This is a genomic window from Verrucomicrobiia bacterium, from assembly GCA_035946615.1.
In the GTDB taxonomy this organism is placed as follows: Bacteria; Verrucomicrobiota; Verrucomicrobiia; order Limisphaerales; family UBA8199; genus DASYZB01.
In genome coordinates this window covers 21,846-43,079 of sequence record DASYZB010000074.1, presented here as the reverse complement: position 1 = coordinate 43,079, position 21,234 = coordinate 21,846, and the positions used below count along the sequence as shown (strand labels likewise).

Annotated in this window: 21 protein-coding genes; 13 read left to right on the top strand and 8 right to left on the bottom strand. The window is 59.4% G+C overall.

Annotated features, from left to right (window positions below; all coding sequences use genetic code 11):
• Nucleotides 1-26: 26 nt before the first annotated feature.
• The 4 genes from VG146_11355 to VG146_11340 all read left to right on the top strand — a co-directional run bounded on the left by VG146_11355 (nt 27) and on the right by VG146_11340 (nt 3,942).
• Nucleotides 27-1,130: an HlyD family efflux transporter periplasmic adaptor subunit gene (locus tag VG146_11355; GenBank protein ID HEV2392944.1), complete on the top strand. Its 1,104-nt coding sequence runs from the start codon at nt 27-29 to the stop codon at nt 1,128-1,130.
• 94 nt (nt 1,131-1,224) lie between these two features.
• Entirely contained in the window at nt 1,225-1,443 is a 219-nt protein-coding gene (locus VG146_11350; GenBank protein ID HEV2392943.1) for a hypothetical protein, read from the top strand.
• Nucleotides 1,444-1,523: 80 nt separating this feature from the next.
• Complete coding sequence (locus VG146_11345; protein HEV2392942.1) at nt 1,524-3,140, top strand: TlpA disulfide reductase family protein; 1,617 nt, start codon at nt 1,524-1,526, stop codon at nt 3,138-3,140.
• Nucleotides 3,141-3,210: 70 nt separating this feature from the next.
• A complete protein-coding gene (locus VG146_11340) occupies nt 3,211-3,942 on the top strand; it encodes a type II secretion system protein (GenBank protein HEV2392941.1) in 732 nt (243 codons plus the stop codon).
• Between the two features lie 57 nt (nt 3,943-3,999).
• On the opposite strand, the gene VG146_11335 is transcribed toward VG146_11340, so the two are convergent.
• From VG146_11335 to cysS, 3 genes are all read right to left on the bottom strand, one after another.
• Nucleotides 4,000-4,332: a DUF4404 family protein gene (locus VG146_11335; protein ID HEV2392940.1), complete on the bottom strand. Its 333-nt coding sequence runs from the start codon at nt 4,330-4,332 to the stop codon at nt 4,000-4,002.
• 77 nt (nt 4,333-4,409) lie between these two features.
• Nucleotides 4,410-5,063 carry a dTMP kinase gene (tmk, locus tag VG146_11330; protein HEV2392939.1) on the bottom strand — a complete coding sequence of 218 codons (654 nt, stop codon included), beginning with the start codon at nt 5,061-5,063 and terminating at the stop codon, nt 4,410-4,412.
• Nucleotides 5,064-5,083: 20 nt separating this feature from the next.
• Complete coding sequence (gene cysS / locus VG146_11325) at nt 5,084-6,499, bottom strand: cysteine--tRNA ligase (protein ID HEV2392938.1); 1,416 nt, start codon at nt 6,497-6,499, stop codon at nt 5,084-5,086.
• Nucleotides 6,500-6,729: 230 nt separating this feature from the next.
• Between cysS and VG146_11320 the strand changes: the two genes are divergently transcribed.
• From VG146_11320 to VG146_11300, 5 genes are all read left to right on the top strand, one after another.
• Entirely contained in the window at nt 6,730-7,998 is a 1,269-nt protein-coding gene (locus tag VG146_11320; GenBank protein HEV2392937.1) for an adenylosuccinate synthase, read from the top strand.
• Nucleotides 7,999-8,013: 15 nt separating this feature from the next.
• Nucleotides 8,014-8,751 (top strand): isoprenyl transferase, encoded by a 738-nt coding sequence (locus VG146_11315; GenBank protein HEV2392936.1) that lies wholly within the window; start codon nt 8,014-8,016, stop codon nt 8,749-8,751.
• Nucleotides 8,752-8,757: 6 nt separating this feature from the next.
• Nucleotides 8,758-9,669 (top strand): phosphatidate cytidylyltransferase, encoded by a 912-nt coding sequence (locus tag VG146_11310; GenBank protein HEV2392935.1) that lies wholly within the window; start codon nt 8,758-8,760, stop codon nt 9,667-9,669.
• Between the two features lie 4 nt (nt 9,670-9,673).
• Nucleotides 9,674-10,810 carry a 1-deoxy-D-xylulose-5-phosphate reductoisomerase gene (locus tag VG146_11305; GenBank protein HEV2392934.1) on the top strand — a complete coding sequence of 379 codons (1,137 nt, stop codon included), beginning with the start codon at nt 9,674-9,676 and terminating at the stop codon, nt 10,808-10,810.
• 164 nt (nt 10,811-10,974) lie between these two features.
• Complete coding sequence (locus VG146_11300; protein HEV2392933.1) at nt 10,975-13,044, top strand: leucine-rich repeat protein; 2,070 nt, start codon at nt 10,975-10,977, stop codon at nt 13,042-13,044.
• Nucleotides 13,045-13,104: 60 nt separating this feature from the next.
• Here the strand turns inward: VG146_11300 and VG146_11295 are convergent, their stop codons facing one another.
• Genes VG146_11295 through VG146_11285 form a run of 3 tightly spaced genes read right to left on the bottom strand, consistent with a single transcriptional unit; the run spans nt 13,105 to nt 15,843 of the window.
• A complete protein-coding gene (locus VG146_11295) occupies nt 13,105-14,037 on the bottom strand; it encodes a glucosamine-6-phosphate isomerase (GenBank protein HEV2392932.1) in 933 nt (310 codons plus the stop codon).
• The gene (locus tag VG146_11290; GenBank protein ID HEV2392931.1) at nt 14,027-14,836 is read right to left on the bottom strand and encodes a PIG-L family deacetylase; all 810 of its coding nucleotides are present in this window, start codon (nt 14,834-14,836) and stop codon (nt 14,027-14,029) included. Before VG146_11290 ends, VG146_11295 begins: the two co-directional genes overlap by 11 nt.
• Nucleotides 14,833-15,843 (bottom strand): sigma-70 family RNA polymerase sigma factor, encoded by a 1,011-nt coding sequence (locus tag VG146_11285; protein HEV2392930.1) that lies wholly within the window; start codon nt 15,841-15,843, stop codon nt 14,833-14,835. Before VG146_11285 ends, VG146_11290 begins: the two co-directional genes overlap by 4 nt.
• 190 nt (nt 15,844-16,033) lie before the next feature.
• On the opposite strand from VG146_11285, the gene VG146_11280 reads away from it, so the two are divergent.
• Complete coding sequence (locus VG146_11280) at nt 16,034-16,996, top strand: hypothetical protein (GenBank protein HEV2392929.1); 963 nt, start codon at nt 16,034-16,036, stop codon at nt 16,994-16,996.
• Nucleotides 16,906-18,243: a CehA/McbA family metallohydrolase gene (locus tag VG146_11275; GenBank protein ID HEV2392928.1), complete on the top strand. Its 1,338-nt coding sequence runs from the start codon at nt 16,906-16,908 to the stop codon at nt 18,241-18,243. Before VG146_11280 ends, VG146_11275 begins: the two co-directional genes overlap by 91 nt.
• 133 nt (nt 18,244-18,376) lie before the next feature.
• Here VG146_11275 and VG146_11270 read toward each other — a convergent pair whose 3' ends face one another.
• A complete protein-coding gene (locus tag VG146_11270; GenBank protein HEV2392927.1) occupies nt 18,377-18,784 on the bottom strand; it encodes a nitrous oxide-stimulated promoter family protein in 408 nt (135 codons plus the stop codon).
• Nucleotides 18,785-18,954: 170 nt separating this feature from the next.
• On the opposite strand from VG146_11270, the gene VG146_11265 reads away from it, so the two are divergent.
• Together VG146_11265 and VG146_11260 are read left to right on the top strand one after the other, a co-directional pair.
• A complete protein-coding gene (locus VG146_11265; protein HEV2392926.1) occupies nt 18,955-19,671 on the top strand; it encodes a Crp/Fnr family transcriptional regulator in 717 nt (238 codons plus the stop codon).
• Between the two features lie 153 nt (nt 19,672-19,824).
• The gene (locus tag VG146_11260; GenBank protein ID HEV2392925.1) at nt 19,825-20,088 is read left to right on the top strand and encodes a PDZ domain-containing protein; all 264 of its coding nucleotides are present in this window, start codon (nt 19,825-19,827) and stop codon (nt 20,086-20,088) included.
• A 108-nt stretch (nt 20,089-20,196) separates the two neighbouring features.
• Here the strand turns inward: VG146_11260 and VG146_11255 are convergent, their stop codons facing one another.
• Nucleotides 20,197-20,976, bottom strand: a complete 780-nt coding sequence (locus VG146_11255) for a GIY-YIG nuclease family protein (protein HEV2392924.1) — start codon at nt 20,974-20,976, stop codon at nt 20,197-20,199.
• Nucleotides 20,977-21,234: the final 258 nt, after the last annotated feature.

The following is a 21,234-nucleotide window of genomic DNA, read 5'->3' as shown; positions in this document are numbered from 1 at the left end:
CTGAGAACCTTGGCGCCATGCGGATTATGAATGCGGATGCTCCAAAGCCAATTCCGATGCCCTTGCGGCAGCGCTGGTATGAGGTGCGCCTGCGTGCGTTGCCGTTCGTTGTGTTTGGCGGGGCAGTCTGCCTCATCGCCCTTCTTTGGAACCAACACGCTGCCGCTCCCACCCTGGTCGGCCAGGCTGAACCGGTTCTGGCCAATATTAGCTCTTACAAACCGGGTGTTCTCGCCGAATTAACCGTCAACCGCTTCCAGCGCGTGAAGACCGGCGACCCGGTCGGGCAGGTCCTGGTAACCGACCCGCGAATCCTGGCTTCTTCGCTGGCGGTCATCCAGGCCGAAATCGAGATGCTGCGTGTCAACATGAAACCGGTCATCACCCAACAGCGAAATGCCATGGATTATGACCAACTCAGGCTCGATTGGATGCGCCAACGCGCCCAACTCGCCACCGCCCGCGTGAACCTGCAACTGGCCCAGACCGAATTCCACCGGATGTCTGAGCTGTTCAAAGACCAGATCGTGTCCCAACGCGTTTATGATCAGGCCAAGGCCGCCCAGGACCGCTCTCAAAGCGAAGTCGATGAACTCGCCAAACTGGTGGCGGAAGGGGAACAGAACTTTCAAACGCTCCAATTAACCAATGCGACCGAGGTCTCCAAGGTCACCGAAGACCCTTTGCGGGCTGCAATAGCCGTTCAAGAATCCAAACTGCGCCTCACCGAAGCGGAACTGAGCCCCATCCAATTGAAGGCGCCTATGGACGGGATTGTCTCGACGATTTATCACCGGGCAGGCGAAGCCGTCACGGCCGGCCAGCCGATTGCCGCCATTGCCACCTTCAACCCGGTGCGGATTGTCGGGTACCTGCGGCCCCCGATTGGGGATGAGCCCAAGCCCGGCATGCGCGTCGAGGTCCGCACACGCGGCCTGCGAAGGCACATCGGTTTCGCCAGCGTGCTCGAAGTGGGCACGCAGTTGGAAACGGTGCCCGTCACCATGCTCGGCCCGATGCGCCTGGCCAATGCCGAGCTGGGCCTGCCCGTCGATATCAGCCTCCCACCCAACATTACCATACGAGCGGGGGAATTGGTGGACTTGGTAATCCTGCCGAACCCCAAATAGCAGAAGCCTGAAAACCATTGACCAGCGCAAAAGGGCTTGCCAGAACGCGCGCAGAGACAGAAATTTAATCCGCATGAGCACTGCTGCTTAGAAAGTGGCCGAGGTACTGGCCCTGCCGGAACGGGAGCGCACGTTGCGCCGGATCGCGGCCGAACCGGAACGCTGCGCAGGAGATCCGGGGCGCAAGCTCAACTTCCACCGCTTTCCTTACGCCATCGTTTACAATATGCGCGCCGATTTCCTATACATCAAAGCCGCGATGAACCTGCATCGCCGTCCATTTTACTGGTTGCGCCGCCAGCCCCCGGCATGACTTCTTCGCATGTCTCGTAATCCTGCCAAACAACAAATAGCGGCGTGACGGAGAATCTTCGTTGTGCTAAACTTCCGGTCATGCACAACGGAGTTTGGACGGCAACTGCGGCTAAGCCGGTGTTTAGACGGTTCGCATTCAGCCTGCTCCTTGTCACAATCTTTCCCGCGTCTTTGGCTCGCGCCCAAAGCCCGCCCGCCAATGACAATTTCGTTAACGCCATTCCGATTCTATCCACGAACATCACGGTGAATGGTGATAACGATTACGCCACCAAAGAACCGGGCGAACCGGACCATGCCGGGAATCCCGGAGGCAAATCAGTCTGGTGGACTTGGCAGGCCCCTGCCGTAGGCTATGTCACCATCTCGACTCACGGCAGCACCAGCAGTGTCTGGGGCGGGCCACTAGATACCCTTTTGGCCGTTTATGTTGGCAACTCCGTTTCCAACGTAAATGAAATCGCCTCGAATGACGAAGACCCTGCCACCAGTCTCACAAGCCTGCTCGGATTCAAAGCCACCGCCGGAACTCTCTACCGCATCGCAGTCGATGGTTATTCCCCCGATACCCCAGCCGATGCCGACTCGGGTGCGATCCTGCTCTCACTGACCTTGTCGGGGTTGGCTCCCAATGACGACTTCGCCGATGCAATCCAACTCACCGGCACCAACTTGATTGCCATAGGCAACAATGATCATTCGACAAAAGAACCGGGCGAACCGGACCATGCCGGGAATCCCGGAGGCAAATCAGTCTGGTGGACTTGGCAGGCCCCAGTCACCGGTTTTGTGACCATCTCAACTCAGGGCAGCGTCAGCAGCCAAAGCGGTTCCGACCTCGATGCCTTGCTGGCGGTTTATGTAGGCAAGTCGGTATCGAATCTCTCGGAAGTCGCCTCCGTTGAAGGATCCCCAGCCAGCACGACCTTTCGCGTCGATGCAGGGAAAGTCTATCGCATAGCCGTGGACGGCTTCACTTATGATACGCCCACCGACGCGGATTCCGGCGCAATCAAACTTTCCTTGAGCATCCAATCGGGCTTGCCCCTCGCCCCCGCATGGGGACCGTTGCCTGACATCTACGGGAACATGGTTGATTCCACCAGTGTTGCCGGCAAGGTCGTTCTGCTCAATTTCTGGGCCACCTGGTGCGGACCGTGCGTGGCCGAGATTCCCGATTTGATATCCTTGTACCAGAAGTATTCGCCGGATGGTCTTGTCATAGTCGGCATATCAATCGATAGCAGCCCGGATGGGAGGAACCCACCCACCTCGCTGGTGAGCAGCTTCGTTTTCAACAACGGCATGACTTACCCCGTCCTCATGGACCAACCTTCATGGTGGTCCGTCGAAACCTCCTTTGGCGGAATTCAATTCATACCCACCACGTTTGTGATCGATTCACAAAATCACATTTGCCAGAAGTTCGTCGGCTCCCAAACTTTCGCCACGTTCGAACAAGCCGTTCTTCCTCTGCTTTATCAGAACCTGGCGCTGAATCTGACATTGAACTCCGGACAAGCCCACATTTCCTGGCCTGTCACACAGGCCACCTTTATACTGGAAACCACCCAGGACCTCACCGGCGATTCCTGGGTGCCGGTGAGTGTTTCCGCGCAGTCGGATGGCATTAACGAGTTTGTGGACCTTCCAACCAGCGCCGGGGGACAGTTCTTCCGCCTGCGCAGCCAATAGGGCTTTCCCCGTTATGGCAAGACCGCGCATTTCGATGAAGAGAGTTGCAAAACCTTGCGCTCGTTTGGCCGTGCGTCGGCGCTTATTGCCGGCTTTCACCTTGATCGAATTGTTAGTGGTCATCGCCATCATTGGGATTCTAGCCGCCTTGCTGCTGCCTGCCATTGCTCGGACCAAAGAAAATGGCCGCCGTGCCGCTTGCGTACAGAACCTGCGCCAGCTTGCCTTGTCTCTGACGCTTTACGCCAATGATAACCAGGATGTCCTGCCGCTTCCGCAGCAGGCTTCCGGCCATTGGCCGGCGCAGCTTCGAATCAATTACAACGCCTTGCGGCTCCTGGTTTGCCCCTCAGACGCTGAAACGCTTAAAATGGGTCTCCCGCCCCGGCTAACTAGCGCGGATTTGGCCCCACAGAGCTACATCATTAATGCCTTTGCCGATTACTATGCCAGCCTCCTCACAAATTCGGCTCCCCTTTGGACCACCACCCCCGCCTACCTTCGGATGAAGCAGTCCGTCATGGGGCATCCGGCAGAGACGATTGCCTTTGGCGAAAAAGCCAGCGGCTCCCGGGCCTATGAGGTTAATCTATTCGAAGCCCCAACTGGCAGCTACCTGAACGACCTGGCGGAGAACCGGCACAATAACCTGGCCCACTGGCCAAAAGGGGGCGGCTCCAATTACGCCATGGCTGACGGGCATATTCAATACCTCCCCTGGGGGGAATCGACCTGCCCGGTCAACCTCTGGGCCGTTACGGACCATTGGCGCACAGATGCCGCTCTTTGCCGGCCTCGGTAGGCTTCGCATGGGGCCATTGAAACTCCCTTCAATGGATTGATGGCAGGGAAAGCTAATTCAAATACCCAGATTTGAAAGGGTGTTGCTGATGGCATTGACGATTCGTACGAGGCGCGGATGAGATTCTTCAAGCTCTTCTACCGATGAGCTCAGCCCCTCTAGCGAGAGCTTTAGCAAGCGCGGATTCTGCTCTGAGCGGGTGGCTTCATGCGTCGAAAGTTCTGCGAAACCGGCAATACTCTCGGCCTGCTCAACATGTGTCTTCGACAACTCCGCAACCTCCGCTTTCAACGTGCCTAACAATTGCAGGAGTTCGCCGCGCCGCTCGTCCTTGATCGCTTCGGCGGCCTGGATTTTGGCTTCGATTTTACCAATCGTATCTTCGATCATCGCGTTGCTCCCGGTCTGAGTTCAACATATCTGCAACCAGCCAATGGGCAAAGCGAAAAGGATGAAGGTTTCATCACTCATCCTTCATCCTTCATCCTTACTCCAGCCGCCACCAACTCCCAGATTGCTTCCCTCACTTGCTGAACGCTTCCGCTGGCGTCAATAGACCGGACCCGGTCCGGTTCGGCGGCGGCGAGGGCCTGGTAACCCTTGGCCACGCGCTCGAAAAAGCTTCGGTCAGCTTCTTCGATTCGATCGCGGATGAAGGGCAGGGTGGCTTGCCTGGCGCGGAGCCGTTGCTGGCTAACCTCCTGCGGCACGTTCAGAAGCAAGGTCAGATGCGGACGTGTCGCGCCTGCGGCGATATCGATGACGGTGCGCACGAGGCCCAAATCCAGTTGCCTGCCGTAACCCTGGTAGGCTGTTGTGGAATCGTAGAACCGATCGCACAGGACAATCTCGCCTGAGGCCAGGGCCGGCTGGATGATTTCCCGGACCAGTTGGGCGCGGCTGGCGTTCATCAGAAGCAGCTCGGTCTCGGCCATCATGGCCTGGTTGACGGCGCTATGCTTGAGCGTGTGCCGAATTTCCTCACCAATGGGCGTGCCGCCTGGCTCGCGCAGGGTGCGCACGGTGCGTCCCTGGTCGCGCAATCGCTCGGCCAATAAAACCATTTGGGTGGATTTACCGCAGCCCTCCGTCCCCTCGAAACTGATAAACAGGCCCTTCATGCGCAGGTAGCGTGGGGGCTCTAGAGTTTTTTGGCCCTGGCGCCACTGGGTGTGTCTTCAATGACCCAACCCTTGGCCTTTAACTCCTCGCGGATGGCATCGGCGCGCTTGAAATCTTTCGCCTTGCGTGCTGCCAGGCGCTCTTCGAGCAAGGCCGTTATCTGGGGTGGGACCTCGCCTTCACGCGGCGCCTCAACGCCAAATACCGAGTCAATCCTGTCCCATGTCGCCAATGCGGCAGCGGCTTCGGCGCTATTCACGTTATTCTGAGCCAGCCGCCGGTTCAGCTCGCGCACCCACTCGAAAACAACCCCCCAGGCCCCTGCTACGTTCAGGTCGTTATCGAGCGCGGCTGAGAAGCGCTCGAGCAGTTCAGCGTCCGGCTTTGCCTCAACGCCCCCGGTCTTTTCGCGCAGCTTCGCCAGACATTCATCAATGCGTGTCAGCGAGGCCTTGGCCCCTTGCAGGCCACCGATGGTGAAATTGAATGTCTCTCGATAATGCGCCTGAAGCAACAGGAAGCGGATTTCGCGTCCGGTAAATCCCTTGGCCAGCAAATCGCGGAGGGTAAAATAATTCGCCAGCGATTTGGCCATTTTTTTTCCATCCACCATGAGATGGGCGCCATGGAGCCAGTATTTGACGAAAGACTGGCCCGGATTCTGGACTCCTGCCCCCTCGCTTTGGGCTATCTCGTCTTCGTGATGAGGAAAGATCAGGTCTTCTCCCCCCAGGTGCAAATCAAAGCTGGGTCCGAGGATTTTCATGCTCATGGCACTGCACTCGATGTGCCATCCGGGCCGTCCCTCGCCCCAGGGGCTGGGCCAAAAGACCTCGCCGTCCTCGGCTGCGCGCGCCTTCCAGAGGGCGAAATCGGCCAGCGATTCCTTCTCATACTCATCGCTGCGCACCCGCTCGCCGGGACGCATCTGGTCGAAATTCAATTTCACGAGCCGGCCATATTGCGCGCCAGACTGACGGTATTTTTCAATGCTAAAATACACCGAGCCATCCGGCGCCCGGTAGGCAATCCCGCGTTCCAAGAGTTTTTGAACCAAGGCAATGATGTCGGGGATGTGGCTGGTCGCATGCGGCATCTGGTGGGGCAGCCGGCAATTCAACGTCTTGAGGTCTTCCAGAAAAGCGGCCTCGAATTTCCCGGTGAACTGGCGCAGTGGGGTTTTGGTTTGCTGCACGCGTTGGATGATTTTGTCTTCAACGTCCGTGACGTTCATCACGTGGGTGACCTCGCAGCCTTGGAATTCCAGATAGCGCCGCACCAGGTCCCCAAATAGGAACGTGCGCCAATTGCCGATATGGGCGAAGTCATAGACGGTTGGCCCGCAGCAGTACATCCCGGCTTTGCGCCCGCCGGGGTCCAGCGGTATGAATTGCGCGACTGAACGTGTAAGGGTGTTGAAAATCTTCAGAGCCATCGTGAATTGCGGAAGGGTAGGCGCCGCGTTGGAAAAAAAAAGAGAAATTATTCGCGCTGGTATAGCCCGATGCGCAGGGTGCGCAGATAGACGGCTGAAGCGCTGAAGCAATTCGCCGCAACGCCGCAATGCCTTGCCCCTTGACACGCCTCGGGACGCTTTCTTACTGTCTGTTGGCAAAGGTAGAAACTTTGCCCCCGAACAGTGGTTCGGGGATTTTTATTGAAGCTATGGCCAATACGATACTGGTGGGCGCCCAATGGGGCGATGAAGGCAAAGGCAAAATCATTGACGTGCTGACCGAGGAAGCGGATGTGGTAGTGCGGACCCAGGGAGGCAATAACGCCGGCCACACGGTGCACATCCGTGGCCAAAAATATATCCTGCACCTGGTCCCTTCCGGGATACTGCGCAAGCGAAAGCGATGCGTTATTGGCAACGGAGTGGTGGTGGACCCGGTGGGGCTGGTCAAGGAGATTGAGGGGTTGCGCAAGCTGGGCATCAAGATAAACGGGAATCTGTTTCTGAGCGAGACGGCGCACTTGGTGCTGCCCTATCATCGGGAGCTGGACGCCCAGCGCGAGACCTTGAAGGGCAAAAACAAGATCGGCACCACCAAACGCGGCATTGGCCCCGCTTACGGTGATAAATGCGCAAGGACCGGCCTGCGTGTAATCGATCTGGTCAATCCGGCGCGGTTTCGGCAAAAGCTCGAAGAGAAGATCAAGGAGAATAACGAAATCCTGAAGGCCTTTGGAGCCAAGCCGCTCTCTTTCAAAGAGGTCCATCGCGATTACCGCGCTGCGGGCGATTATCTGAAACCCTTTGTCGCCAATACGGTCATCCTGCTGCATCAAGCGGTGCGGCGTGGACAGAATGTTCTATTCGAAGGGGCGCAGGGGACTTTTCTGGATATCGACCACGGGACCTATCCGTTTGTGACGTCGTCCAACACGACGGCGGGCGGAGCATGCACTGGGTCGGGAATCCCGCCGCATCGAATGGATCGAGTCGTAGGTGTGATGAAGGCCTATACGACTCGGGTTGGGGAAGGGCCCTTGCCGACCGAGAACGCCGAGATTGCGGACATGCTGCACGCGATGGGACGGGAGTTCGGCGCCACAACAGGCCGGCCGCGGCGCTGCGGCTGGTTTGATGCGGTGGCCACGCGCCATGCCTGCATGGTTAACGGGATTGACGAGCTGGCGGTGACGAATGTGGATGGGCTGGATTCGCTCGAGACCATCAAGGTATGCGTCGCCTATGGAGACGGCGCAAAGCGCTACGATTATGTGCCCAATGACATCGAGGTGCTCTCGCGCTGCCGTCCGATGTATGTGGAATTCGCTGGGTGGCACACACCCACCAGCCGAATCCGCGACTGGAAGGAGCTGCCGATCAAGACTCGGGCGTACCTCAAAGGCTTGGCTGAGTTGACCGGAGCAACGCTGGGGATTGCCTCTGTGGGACCGGGGAGAGAACAGACGATTTTTCTGTAATGTGCAGCAGCGACTGTGAGCGCTCAAACCCCTCATCTGAGCCCCGAGGCCAAGGCCTCCTTGCCTCGGCACGTGGCCATTATCATGGATGGCAACGGTCGATGGGCGCGCCAGCGCCATTTGCCGCGAATCGAAGGCCATCGGGCAGGCGCTGAATCAGCCCGCACCATCATCCGCGCGGCGGGCGAGTTGGGAATCAAGTACCTGACCCTTTACGCCTTTTCCGTCGAGAATTGGAACCGGCCCAAAGAGGAGGTGGATGCACTGATGAAGTATCTGGTGCATTACCTCAAGAGCGAGACGCCGGAATTGAACAAAAACAACGTGCGCCTCGAAATCATTGGCCAGGTGTATCGGCTGCCGGAGAATGTGCAGGAGCACCTCAAAAAGACCATTGCGACCCTTTCGAAGAACAACGGGCTGACGCTGATTATGGCGTTGAGCTATGGCGGGCGCACCGAAATTGTCGAGGCGGTGCGCAACATCGCAAGCAAGGTCAAGAGCGGGGAACTGGACCCGGCGGATATCACCGAGCAGGTGTTTGCCCAGCATCTCTATACGCGCAATCTGCCCGACCCGGACCTGCTGATCCGCACCAGCGGCGAGATGCGCGTGAGCAATTTCTTGCTCTGGCAAATCTCTTACACCGAGCTGGTGGTGACGCCGACCTTCTGGCCTGATTTCCGCAGGCCGCAATTTTACGCGGCTCTCGAAGAATACAATCGGCGGCACCGGCGGTTTGGGGGGATTTAAGCGCGAATGCCAGCAACCGCACCCGCCCCAACGCCGCCCTCGAAGCTCAAGGTCTTCTTGCGCCGGCTGACGAGCTTTGTCGGGCTCTGGGCCATCGTTTTGGCTGCCCTTTTTTCCAGCAATCGCGCGCTCTCGGATTACGTCTTTCTGGCGATCATGGTGTTCCTGGCCATAACCGGCCTGGCGGAGTTTTATGGCCTGGTAGAAAAGCGGGACCTGGTCTGCTTCAAAGGCTGGGGCATCTTCGGCGCGCTGCTGCTGATGATCGGGACGTTCCTGAATGTGACCGGTAAAATTGGGACCAGCGGCTCGCCGGCGCGCGTGAACGATTTTGAGACGAGCTTTCTCATTCTGTTTGTGCTGGGGCTTTGTTTGCGCCAGTTCTTTTCCCGCAGCAACACAGCGGGCATCCTGGCCATCTCGACCACCCTTTTCGGCCTGATGTATGTTCCCTGGCTACTCAATTTTATCCAAAAGATAAACTTTTTCCCTGGCGTGGACGGGCATTATTACCTGCTCTATTTCGTCCTAATTACCAAAATTAGTGACAGCGGGGCGTATGTGGTCGGCTCGTTGATCGGGCGGCACAAGATGATTCCGCGCATCAGCCCGGGAAAGACCTGGGAAGGCTTTGGAGGCGCCATTGTGGTCTCGGCCCTGGCGAGCCTGCTGTTTGTGCATTTCCTGGGCGATAAGCTGCGCGGGATGAATGCGCTTCACGGGCTCATCCTTGGGATCATTCTGGGCCTGGCCGCTGTGGTGGGGGACCTGATTGAATCCATTTTTAAACGTGAAGCCGGTGTGAAGGATTCTGGCCGGTTTTTCCCCGGCATCGGCGGCATACTCGACTTGCTGGACAGTCTGTTGTTTAATGCTCCGATTATGTATTTGTATCTCAGGCATGTTCTGACGAGGTAAGGCGATGCGACGCGTTGTTCTGCTTGGCAGCACCGGCTCGATCGGCACCAGCACCGTGAAGGTGGCCGAGGATTTGCCCGGGCGCATTCGCCTGCTGGCGCTGGCGGCGGGGAACAATGTTGAGTTGTTACTCGATCAGGCGCGAAAACACCGGCCAGAAGCGATTTCGATTAGCGACCCGGCCAAGGCCAAAGAACTGCAGCAAGCGCTGGGGAACTCAGCCCAGGTCTTTTGCGGGATGGAGGGCTTGCTCAAGCTGGCAACCTGGCCGGGGGCTGACGTGGTGCTGATTGCGATTGTGGGAACGGCTGGCCTGCAGCCGGCCTTGGCGGCCATTCGGGCGGGCAAGGACATCGCGGTGGCTTCGAAGGAAATCCTGGTGATGGCCGGGGAGATCGTGATGAGTGAAGCGCGCCGGCACGGCGTGCGCGTTTTGGCTGTGGATAGCGAGCACTCGGCCATTTTCCAATGTCTGGACGGGAAACCATCCAGTTCGGTCCGCCGCCTGTGGCTGACGGCATCGGGCGGACCTTTCCGGACGACGCCCAAGGAGGAGTTTGGGACGATTACCCTCGAGCGGGCGCTGAAGCATCCGTCGTGGGTGATGGGGCGTAAGATCACCATTGATTCGGCAACGCTGTTCAACAAGGGCCTCGAAATGATCGAAGCTCGCTGGTTGTTCGACATCGAGATGGCGCGTGTTGCGGTAGTGGTGCATCCCCAGAGCGTCATCCACTCGATGGTTGAATTTGTGGATGGCTCGATGCTTGCCCAACTTTCGACACCGGACATGTGCCTGCCGATACAATACGCATTAACCTATCCCGAGCGGGTCCCAAGCGAGCGCGTGCAGACCCACCTGGCTAAAACGGGCACTTTGACCTTCGAGGAACCCGACCCGGACCGCTTTCCGGCGTTGGGCTTGGCCCGCAGGGCAGGGGAGTCTGGCGGGACAATGCCAGCCGTGCTCAACGCGGCTAACGAGGTGGCTGTCGAGGCCTTTATCAACCGGCGGATTAGTTTTACCCAAATCCCGCAGACCGTTGCAAGAACCCTGGACCGCCACAACGTCAGGCCCAGCCCCAGTGTCGAGGAAATCCTGGAAGCCGATGCCTGGGCCAGGAAAGAGGCGCGCGGGTAAAATCGCTCAGGGCAGGTTCACGCGCTTGGGAAACTGGGGGCACACATTCGACGCTCGCACCGGCAGCGCCCCGCCGGCAGTAAAGAAGAAACTCATCGTGTAAACAAAACGCTTTACACGTATATGACATTCCGCTACACTTGGGTTACTTCGGTTTTCAGACTATGCGGGCGGGTCAACGACAAAGTATCCGATTCTTCTCCGGCGCGAGTCTGCTGCTATTGCTTTCGGCGCAGGCCTGGGCGGCCCAGCCGCCAACGATCACCGTGGACCCGGCGAGCCAGGTCATCAGCACGGCCGCGACCGTCACCGGGACCGTCAACCCCAACGGTGTCCCCGCCGCTTTCTCTCTTCAATGGGGGCTCACGAGCGATTACGGTTCCGCAACCTTCTTTTACCCGATTGCGGCGGTGATGACCCCCACGAACGTCACCGCGCGGATGACTAACCTGACCCCGAGCACCACTTATCATTATCGGTTAATGGCCACCAACAGTGGGGGCACCGGCTACTCAGCGGACATGACGGTAACCACCACGAACGGCCCCGCTCCCGGTTCGCAGCCCCCAACCGTCACGGCGAACGCCGCCACAGACATCACCGCTATCAGCGCGACCATCACCGGAACGGTAAATCCTAACGGCCTGCAGGCCGGATGTTCGATTTGGTGGGGAACCACCACTGCCTATGACCACTACCAGGGCCTGGCCGACATGCCCGCGGGCTCGGCGCCCGTCCCGGTCAGCACGACCCTCAGCGGGCTGGCGCCCAACACAACGTACCACTACCAACTGCTGGCCACCAACAGCGCCGGCCAGGGGACCTCTCCGGACATGACCTTCACGACTATGAACGGACCGCCGCCACCACCGTCTCAAGCGCCAACCGTTTCAACCGGGGGCGCCATTAGTCTGACCGGCAGCAGCGCGACGCTCACCGGAACGCTGAATCCCAACGGCGTGCCCGCCGGCTATTACTTCCGCTGGGGCGCCACCGCCGCGTACGGCAACGTGCTGCCCACCGCCGCCGTCCTTGCCGGGTCCACTCCGTTCACCGTATCCGAAGGCGTTGCGGGCCTAAGCCCGAATACCATGTATCATTTCCAGTTGGTTGCCACCAACGCCGTGGGCACTGCCTCCGGGGACGACATGTCGTTTACGACGCTGGGGACCACCAGCGATGGCGATTTCACCTACTCCAACAATAACGGCGCGATCACCATCACGAGTTATAACGGTCCCGATGCGTATGTGGCCATCCCCGCCGTCATCAACGGCTTGCCTGTCACCGCCATCGGAGACGGCGCCTTCGCTTACGTCACGAACCTGGCTGGCGTCACCATCCCCAGCACCGTCACCGATATCGGGGCTCAGGCCTTCGCGTACTGCTCGCGCTTGTCCACCGTCAACCTCGGCACCAATGTCCTCACGATCGGGAATGGCGCCTTCTTCTCCTGCGCCAGCCTGGCAGAGGTCGCCCTGTCCGGCTGCCTTGTTTCCATCGGGGACGAGGCTTTTTACTCATGCTCAAGCCTGACCAGCATCGCGATTCCGGATAGCGTCACCAACATCGGGGACGCGGCTTTCTTCAACTGCGCCGCATTGACGAGCCTGACCATAGGCCATGGGATCACTCAGATTCGTGGCGGCGGAGCGCAGATGTTTGGAACCTTCGAGGGTTGCGTCAGCCTCACCACGCTGACGATTCCCGACAATGTGACCAACATCACCGACGGCGCTTTGGATTTCGGCGGTTCCCTGGGCGCCTTTTATGGCTGCACTGGCCTGACCAACGTCTTCATCGGAAAAGGCCTTGCCCATCTCGGCACCGGCGCCTTCTCCTGGTGCGCCAGCCTGACTAGCCTCTACTTCCAAGGCAACGCCCCCACTCCAGGGCAGAATATGTTCGGTGAGGACATCTTTCACAACTCCGACTCCGCCACCCTCTATTATCTGCCGGGGACCACCGGCTGGGGCCCCACCTATGCCGGCCGGCCCACCATGCTCTGGGACGCCCAGGTGCAGAGCGGCAACTTCGGCATACAGAAAAACAGCTTTAACCTGACCATCACCGGCACCGCCGGCAACCCGGTCGTCATCGAAGCCTGCACCGACCTGGCCCTCGGGGACTGGGTGGCCGTGGAAACCTGCATGGTCACCAATGGCCTGCTCAATTTCACGGACTTCTACTCCACCAATTACCCCACGCGCTTTTACCGCGTCCGCTCTCCCTGAGGTTGCGCGATCCACCCACCGGCCCCCGATGAGAGGTGGGGGGACTTCCGGCGCAGACGCTCAGTGCATTTCGACATCGCAGGCGCCAATGCCTTTGCGGTAGAAGTTGAACTGCACGTTGGGGTGATCGGCCAAGAGGGACATCGGCACAGCCGAATCCGGGGTCTGTTTGGCAATCATCAGGGTTGTGAGCCGCTGGCCGAAGGGGTTGTCATGGTTTCCCGCCTGCCAGATGGAAACTTTCTCCGCCAGCCAGGTTTCGGCCGGACCCACCGAGATGGCTTGGGTAGGCACCAGCGAGATATTGCCGCCGCCGGAAGTACGGGCATTTTGGGCGATGGTTAAGGGGTGGAGGTCCACGACGCGGGTTTCGAGTTTGCGAAACTCGGCCGGCGACGGAGGCAGGTCCTTGAATTTGCCCTTACGCCGCGGCGGGTCGTTAAAGGCCCAGTGCTTTACGTCCCCCTGGCCGCCCTGCATGACCGCGCAACGGACGCCGGCACTCCAGGTTTGTCGGTACCGCCGGGTGTCGGCTTTGGGAAAATGAAGATTGGCATCCGGCATGACTAGCTCTTTCCGGATGCGGCTAAAGCAAAGCTCGCGGTCCGCTTTTTCAAACGAGAGCGGATGTGTCAGCGGGGCCTCGCTGCCATCCAGGAACCATTCATCCATTCCCCAGAAATGAGCCGACTGGACGTTCAAGTTCAATGCGTTCACCAGGCGCGCGACCAGCGGCAATTGCTCGGTCGGTCCAATCGGGCCGCAGATGCCGACGGGATTGTCGGGGGTGGACTGTTTCCATGCGGTGATGTACTCGAGGGCTTCGGCGAGGTAAAATTCCTCGAGAGTGTCGTAGAAAACGACTTTAAAGCCGGGCCTCGAGAGCTTGAGCATCCGGTCGGGTGTCAAGGCCGCGGCGTCGCGGATGAGTTCCGAGTCCAGGGTGGTGTAATCCCACCATTCAGGGGCGATTGAGCTGAGCTTACGTGGCATAAGGTTGGTCCAAACTTCGTTCGTACGCAGCGTTCGCCAGGTAGTTGCGGCCAAGGGCGCGGCGGAGCGGATCGATTGGCGTCGCCGAAAATCCCAGGTGCAGATGCCGCCGCCAGCCTTCGGCGTGTTCGAACCGTTTCGACATGCGGCCGAGTTCGCGAGAGGCCTGCTCCATGGTGACGAGATAGGAATTGAGGCCCTGGCTGGCTTCAAGCCAGTTCTGCTGGCTGCGATGTTGGGCCAGCGCCTTGAGTTTGGCCGGCTGCGCGGGCGTGGTGTTCACAAAACCCCCGGGGACAATGCGCCGCCGCAGCGGGTCGCGCAGCCCATGGGGCATGCCGTGATAAATGGCAAGGTCCCCGGCCACGTGGCGGCGGCGGGGCCGGGTTTGGAAATTGGGCATGCCGCGGGCAAAGGCGGTGGTGACCACCAAGCGCGCGGTGTTGGTATGGTCTTCCATATAGTCCTGAGGCGAGTGGGTCAGCACGATGGTCGGGGCGACCTGGCGAATCACGGCGGCAACGCGCCGCACAAGAGCCGGCTCGTAGAGGATTTCCAAATCGTCGGTGAGACTGGGGTGAAAGTGCGCGCCCAACACGGCGGCGGCGGACCTGGCCTCCTGGCGGCGCAGGAGGCGGGTCCGGGCGCTGTTGTGCTTCGTGCCGCCGCAATTGCCGCTTGCGAGGTTAAAGTAATGCGTTTCGTATCCGGCTTGCTGGAGCAGCCAAAGCGTGCCGGCCATGTAGAACTCGATGTCATCCGGATGCGCGGCGATCGCGATGGCGGTGGGGCGGGTCATTTGTCGGGAAGGGGTACCTTAATCGGCCAGCCCACCCGCGCGGAGCGGTCCGCGGCAAAGATCACTTCGTGAGTTCGGGCGGGGGCCTCGTAGGGCGCAAAGGTTTCGGCGCGGGATTTGGCGCCCGCGCGCATCACCTCGACGACGTCGCTGCCCATGCACAGCAGCAGCGCATCGAGGGCATGGCAGCCCGCAGCCGTCGCCGCCCACCCGTAGCCGATGATTCCGGCGTTGAATTTTTTCATAAGCATCCGCCCGGCCCCCGGGGCCGGCGGGATTATTCGGTCCGGTTGTCCAAAGCTCGAGCCGGGTTTGGCGGCGAGGGAATCCCTTCGGAAAACAGCAGGTCGAGATTGAGACTCGGCCAGTTCGCCGCCCTCGAGGAGGACGTGAACAGGATCGTAATGTTTGCGATGAATCGGGCAAGGACCGAATTGCGTGAGGAAAAGGAAAGCGTCATTTTCCATCCCAATCGTAATCGTAACTGGTCGGCGGCTCATAATTGCAGGCCGGGGAGTTGGAGTCGCCATTCCAGCTCCGGCTTTGCTGGTGCCCAGGGCCGCGCTAACTTCTTTGAAACTGTGGCCTTCGGTGAACCGCAGCACCACCGCGTCGTGGTCTTTTTCTCCGAGTTGGGCTATGGCCGTTTCCAGCAGGGGTTCGATTTGTGTCCAGACATCGGGTTCCGGTTCATTCAACTGCGCTTGCATATAGGCTTGTTGCTCGCGCTGTTCGCGGCGGCGTTGGGTTCTCAGAGCTGCCGAGGAGGCGTTCCGGGTGGTGCGCCAGAGCCAGCCTGAGAGAATCGTCTTTGGGTTGAGCGAATCTGCTTTTTGCGCTAGCAGGCTGAAAACCACTTGCGTCAGTTCCTGCGCAACATGAGCGTCGCGGACCTCTCGCAGGGCAACGGAGTAAACGAGATTGATGTGGCGAGACACGAGGGTGGCGAAGGCCTCCTCGGAACCGCTGCGGGCGAACTCCTGTAATAATGCCATGTCGTCGGTCATGTTCTAATCAATAATGTCCGAGGATGGGAAAAGGTAACACGTTTTCTTGAACGAGTTCGCGGCAGGATTGGGGACACGCCCGCCTTCGCACAGCTTCGGCGGGGCAGCCGTGAGCTCGTCCCTCCGTAATGCGGCAGGACACTCCGCGTTGAAAAAGAACGCCTCCTGCGCTAACATAGAGCCACTCACTATGCTGCGTTCCATTTGCTGTGGCGCCACGGTCCTTGCTGCCGCGGTTTTGTGTCCAAACACTGTGGCGGCCCAACCGGCCCTTCCGCTCGTCAGCGGCGTCGAAGCCCAGCCGCTGGTTGCCCAGGTCCATCGAGTCGAGGAGGCCCTCTCATTGTTGGGCGCGCCCTTGCTGGAAGCCGAACGCGAGGCCATCGAAAAGGCGGCCTCCGATCCCGATGCGCAAAAGACGCTGGCCGGCATTCAGGCGGTTTTGGATGTCCATTGCCTTGCGGCAGTGGTAATCAATGCCGAAATGCGCGTCAAGGTCGTCCAAGGACCTGCCGCGCCCGCCCTGGTCGAGAAAGGATGGCGCACATTTCTCATCAAGGTCCAAAACGATGCCGGAGCCACCGCCCCATTGCGCGTCGTCAGCCCAAACGCCCTGTCGGTGCATGATTCACCCGGGGAACGCACCGCTTCGGACCGCTATTACGGCCAGGCAAAACCCCGTCTGCCGGCGAACCAGCTTTGGCTTGACCTCGAATCGTTCGATAAACAACCGCTCCAAAAATCCCTCAGTGGCCTTGGCCTGGAATACCGTGTCGTTTCGCTCTACAGCCGCGACTCGGGCCGGCGCGAGGCCAAGCTGGCCTTCGATGTGGGCCAGGGCGCGCAGGACCTGGGATTCCGCAACGAACTGGACGTGCTGTTTCAATGCGCGCCGGCGCATCGGTTGCGTTTTCATGTCTGGATGAAAACAAAAGGCCCACAACCGCCATGTTTATTATTCGCGACCCTCAACAGCGGGTCTATCCGGCACAAGCCAAGCGCCTGGCCCCGGATTTCGCATTTCAACCCCAGGTGTACCGGGCCGACGGGGAAGAGGTCCGCTTGCCCGATGGCCAATACAACATCGAGTACTCGCGCGGGCCGGAGTACCTGGTTCGAACCCAGGCCCTGCGCATCGAGGGCGCCGACCTGAGACCGACATTCCAGCTCGAGCGTTGGATCGATCCATCGCGGTTGGGCTGGTGGTCGGGCGACCACCATATTCACGCCGCCGGCTGCGCCCATTACAGCCAGCCAACTGAAGGGGTGCTCCCAGCCGACATGTACCGGCATTGCCAGGGGGAGGACTTGAAAGTCGGCTGCAACTTGACCTGGGGCCCTTGCTTTGATTTCCAAAAGCAATTCTTTACCGGGAAAGACGATGCGGTCTCCCGGTATCCATACCTGCTGCATTATGATATCGAAGTCTCCGGGTTCGGCTCGCATGAGTCCGGGCACCTGGTGTTGCTCAATCTCAAGCAGGAAATCTATCCGGGGGGTAATTCCGACAAGCATTGGCCCACGCTGGGATTAAACACATTGAAATGGGCCAGAAAACAGGGAGCCGTTTGCGGCCCGGCGCACTCGGGCTGGGGCCTGGAAGTCCAGACCTCGGAGCTGCCCAATTACATTGTTCCGCCTTACAGCGGGATTGGGGCCAATGAGTACATTGTGGACGTGACCCACCTGGTGCCCGGGCCCGACGGTCACCTGGCGCCGGCGGTGGATTTCATGTCGCTGGTTGATACACCTTACGTCTGGGAGTTGAACATGTGGTATCACACCCTGAATGTCGGCTTTCGCACCCGGGTCAGCGGGGAGACCGATTTCCCCTGCATTTATTGGGACCGGGTTGGCTTGGGCCGGTCCTACGTGAAGCTGACCGGCAAGCTGATCTACAGCGCCTGGTGCGAGGGCATACGCCAGGGGCGCAATTACGTCAGCGACGGTCGGAGCCACCTGCTCGATTTCAAAATCAACGGCGTTGCCATGGGCGAAAAGGGCAGCCAGTTTGACCTGCAAACGCCCGCCATTGTGAACGTCACGGCCCGCGTCGCAGCGTTGCTGGACCCCCAGCCCAATCCCGATTTGCAAAAGCGTCCCTACAACGAGAAGCCCTACTGGGATATCGAACGGGCCCGCATTGGCAACACGCGCGAGGCGCCGCTCGAACTGGTTGTGAACGGATACCCTGTGGCCCGGCAAAACCTCGTTGCCGACGGCACCCTGAGGGACGTGCAATTTCAGACCCGCATTGAACGGAGCAGTTGGGTGGCGTTGCGGATTCTGCCCTCATCCCATACCAATCCCATTTTCGTGCTGGTGGGTGGAAGACCGATTCGCGCATCGAGGCGCAGCGCCCAATGGTGCCTCGACGGGGTGGACCGCTGTTGGTCCTAGAAGCGTCAGTTCATCAAACCGGATGAATTGGAGGAGGCGCAACAGGCTTATGAGCATGCCCGCCAGGCTTACAGGCGGTTGCTGGCTGAGTGCGAACAGGAGTCAAACGCTCCCGGGGAAAGCTCTGGCCAAGTCAAATAGAGGACCCATCGCAGCTCTTTCCTCTGCGCAATCCGTCCAGCCAATGGCACAAACTCATGACTGGATGTTCCCAGACCATGCGCGGACCGGCATAGCGCATTACGGCCTTGACCTGTTCACGGCGGGTGCGCTGGTAGCAATGTACGGGGCATCTCGCGCAAGTCGGCTTTTGTGCGCCAAACCGGCAACGTTCTAACCGCATTGTGGCGTAATCCAGCAGTCCCTGACATTCGGCGCATAGTGTTCCGTCCGGCTGATGATAGTCCCGGCAATGAATGTGGATCATCGTCTCCATCGTTTTCCATTCGCGGGTTGATCGTTTGCTCGCAAAATCGGCCATGGGTTTCCGGTCAGCGGAGGCAATGCCGGCCCGGAAGGCTGGTTGGGCGCTCGTATTCATGCTCTAACTCTCGCACGCCCTGCATTGGAGATATTTGATGCAGGTCAAGGTCCTGATGAATTGGTGTCGCAACGAAAAGCGCAACTTGGTGGCTTCGCCAGCAAAGTCGAACGCGGCACGGGCAGCGACTGGCTGATTTACCTTTGGCGCAAGGCTGCTTGAATGGGGCCATGTCGGTGCTGGCCGAATTCAAGAAAACAGCGATTATTAGCTCGTTGCGGACCTGTCAGCTTTTCGCGGGGCTGGCGCGGGCGGATTTGGAAAACATCGCGGAGGTCACGGTTGTGAAATCGCTCGACAAGGGCGAGTATCTCTTCCACGAAGGCGATCCGGCGCGCGGATTCTACGTCGTGCAACGCGGCGCCGTGAACGTCCATCGCGTCAGCGCCACCGGCAAGGAGCAGATCATCCACGTTTTTCGCACGGGCGATTCCTTTGCCGAAGTGGCCCTGGCCTCGGCCACCGGTTATCCAGCCGACGCGCGAGCCCTGGAGCCGACGCAGGTTTTGCTCGTGCAAAAGGAGGGCATTCTCGGCTTGCTCAGGCGCCAGCCGGAACTGGCGCTGCGGATGCTTGGCTCGATGAGCAGCCATTTGCGGGTGCTGGTGGGGCAGCTTGAAGACCTGGCATTAAAGGATGTCGAAACGCGTCTGGCAAACTGGCTCGTGAAGCGCTGCGCTGATCCGCTGGGCAAGACACCCGTGGCAATCGAATTGACGAGCGCCAAGCGTGTGCTGGCGGCGGAGCTCGGCACGGTCACCGAAACCTTCTCACGCACGCTCGCAAAGTTCCGTGGACAAAAGCTGATCGCAGTCAAAGGCAAAACCGTTACGGTGTTGTCGCCATCGAAATTGAACGCGTTGCTTCGGCATAACCTGGGCGAATAATGGAAACTGACGAATACCACGTCAATTATGTCAGGACCCGACTCCCGCGAAGCTGAAGGATTCGGAGAGATGTGCTAACCGCATTTCTCGCGGGCACGGACATCCAATGGACTAACCAATTGAGGAATTAATTGTTTTTGTACGCTGCGCCGTATGCCGCGTTCGAAGAAGGGTTCCCCAGCCGCTGCTCGCGAGGACGTCCACGTGGGTGATCGAATCATAGCAGTCGCCCAGAAAGACGGGCCGGCCGTTCCCGTGCACGTGGACAGGCTTGCACAAGCGGTTGCATTGATTCGAGGTCCTGCGGGAACCACCGTTCGTTTGACGATTGTTGCTCCTGGGGAGGATGACTCCCAGGCGCGGGTTGTGAGTTTTGTGCGCGGTGAACTGAAAACCACCCGCCCCGAGCCAGACTGACTTCACGAGTTGTGCGAAACGAAGAGCACGCTCACGGCGTGCGTGCGAGTTTCGGTTTAAGGGCAGACACTTGCGCGCTGCGTTCAGGCTTTTGAACCTTCTTGCCGGTCACAGCAGTGCCAACTGGCATCGGTTTTCTTTTTGTTTCTGCTGCCTCTGTGCGAATTCCTCGAGCATCTGCAAGTCGCATTTGATTGCGCTACGCTCAAATGCCGATATGCGTTGCGCGTATTTTGATTCGAGCCACGACATGAATTCGCTGGGTGTGCCCCAAAAGAACATTTCGAGCGCATTGCAAAGCTCGTCCGTTGAGCGGTCGCAGTGAAGCGCAGTCGTGCCCATGAAGTGTCCGTGCACCCACCCCGCCGGCAGGCCGGCCAGTGCGCGCGCGGGATTGAGAGCGAGCCAGAACAGTCGCACCAAAGCCCGGTGCAGGTGAACAGCGTTGCTGCCCAGCGGACCAATGCGTTGCCACCCCGGTTGGGGCGTTTCCACGACCGACATTTCCAACAGGGTGTGTCGCACCCGCCAAACCAGAAAGCGGGCCTTGCCGGGCCAGACACCGGCCCGGTTGAATTTTGGCTTGAGCGAGCGCAACAGATGGGCTTCGCGCGCCAAGGCCGGGGTTTCATTGGCACAAAACTGGAACTCGATCCGCATCACCTCGCGAAGCATTCGCAGATGGCGGCGGGGCATCCGGTCGGGGTTGGCGACTCGATAGTTGTTCAATCGCTGCCGGAGGTCTTTGGCCTTGCCGACGTAAACCACTTTCTCGGCGGCATCTTTCATCAGGTAAACCCCCGGCCGCCGGGGCGTTTTGCGAAAAAACTTCCGAACCAGCCGCTGTTCGAGCGGCCGCGCATCCGGGATGAGGAGCATTTGCGCCATCGGGGCACGCAAGGTTAGTCCAAACAATTGCTTTTGGAAAGCATCCGTCGCAGCCGCCGGAAAACTCTTGTAAAACCTAAGTCAAGCGGCCTGCTTTATAGAGGGCTCTATGAGGCAGGCCGTAGGCGTGCAGGCGGAGTGTTGGTTTCTCTTCCCACGGCGCTGGCCCTGGGCTGGTATAAGCGAGGCCTTTGGCCTCGGGGCACCCCTACGCGGTGCTCTCCTCGCGAGGAGGAAGGAGGAGCGAACTGCCCCCTG

What these genes read in the sequence shown, in the direction of transcription:
- VG146_11310 (HEV2392935.1), top strand. Translation starts at nt 8,758, where the DNA reads ATGCCAGCAACCGCACCCGCCCCAACGCCGCCCTCGAAGCTCAAGGTC.
- VG146_11335 (HEV2392940.1), bottom strand. Translation starts at nt 4,332, where the DNA reads ATGATCGAAGATACGATTGGTAAAATCGAAGCCAAAATCCAGGCCGCC.
- tmk (HEV2392939.1), bottom strand. Translation starts at nt 5,063, where the DNA reads ATGAAGGGCCTGTTTATCAGTTTCGAGGGGACGGAGGGCTGCGGTAAA.
- VG146_11255 (HEV2392924.1), bottom strand. Translation starts at nt 20,976, where the DNA reads ATGGCGCAAATGCTCCTCATCCCGGATGCGCGGCCGCTCGAACAGCGG.
- VG146_11290 (HEV2392931.1), bottom strand. Translation starts at nt 14,836, where the DNA reads ATGACCCGCCCCACCGCCATCGCGATCGCCGCGCATCCGGATGACATC.
- VG146_11280 (HEV2392929.1), top strand. Translation starts at nt 16,034, where the DNA reads ATGCTGCGTTCCATTTGCTGTGGCGCCACGGTCCTTGCTGCCGCGGTT.
- VG146_11305 (HEV2392934.1), top strand. Translation starts at nt 9,674, where the DNA reads ATGCGACGCGTTGTTCTGCTTGGCAGCACCGGCTCGATCGGCACCAGC.
- VG146_11295 (HEV2392932.1), bottom strand. Translation starts at nt 14,037, where the DNA reads ATGCCACGTAAGCTCAGCTCAATCGCCCCTGAATGGTGGGATTACACC.
- VG146_11345 (HEV2392942.1), top strand. Translation starts at nt 1,524, where the DNA reads ATGCACAACGGAGTTTGGACGGCAACTGCGGCTAAGCCGGTGTTTAGA.
- VG146_11270 (HEV2392927.1), bottom strand. Translation starts at nt 18,784, where the DNA reads ATGAATACGAGCGCCCAACCAGCCTTCCGGGCCGGCATTGCCTCCGCT.
- cysS (HEV2392938.1), bottom strand. Translation starts at nt 6,499, where the DNA reads ATGGCTCTGAAGATTTTCAACACCCTTACACGTTCAGTCGCGCAATTC.
- VG146_11285 (HEV2392930.1), bottom strand. Translation starts at nt 15,843, where the DNA reads ATGACCGACGACATGGCATTATTACAGGAGTTCGCCCGCAGCGGTTCC.
- VG146_11355 (HEV2392944.1), top strand. Translation starts at nt 27, where the DNA reads ATGAATGCGGATGCTCCAAAGCCAATTCCGATGCCCTTGCGGCAGCGC.
- VG146_11265 (HEV2392926.1), top strand. Translation starts at nt 18,955, where the DNA reads ATGTCGGTGCTGGCCGAATTCAAGAAAACAGCGATTATTAGCTCGTTG.
- VG146_11300 (HEV2392933.1), top strand. Translation starts at nt 10,975, where the DNA reads ATGCGGGCGGGTCAACGACAAAGTATCCGATTCTTCTCCGGCGCGAGT.
- VG146_11260 (HEV2392925.1), top strand. Translation starts at nt 19,825, where the DNA reads ATGCCGCGTTCGAAGAAGGGTTCCCCAGCCGCTGCTCGCGAGGACGTC.
- VG146_11320 (HEV2392937.1), top strand. Translation starts at nt 6,730, where the DNA reads ATGGCCAATACGATACTGGTGGGCGCCCAATGGGGCGATGAAGGCAAA.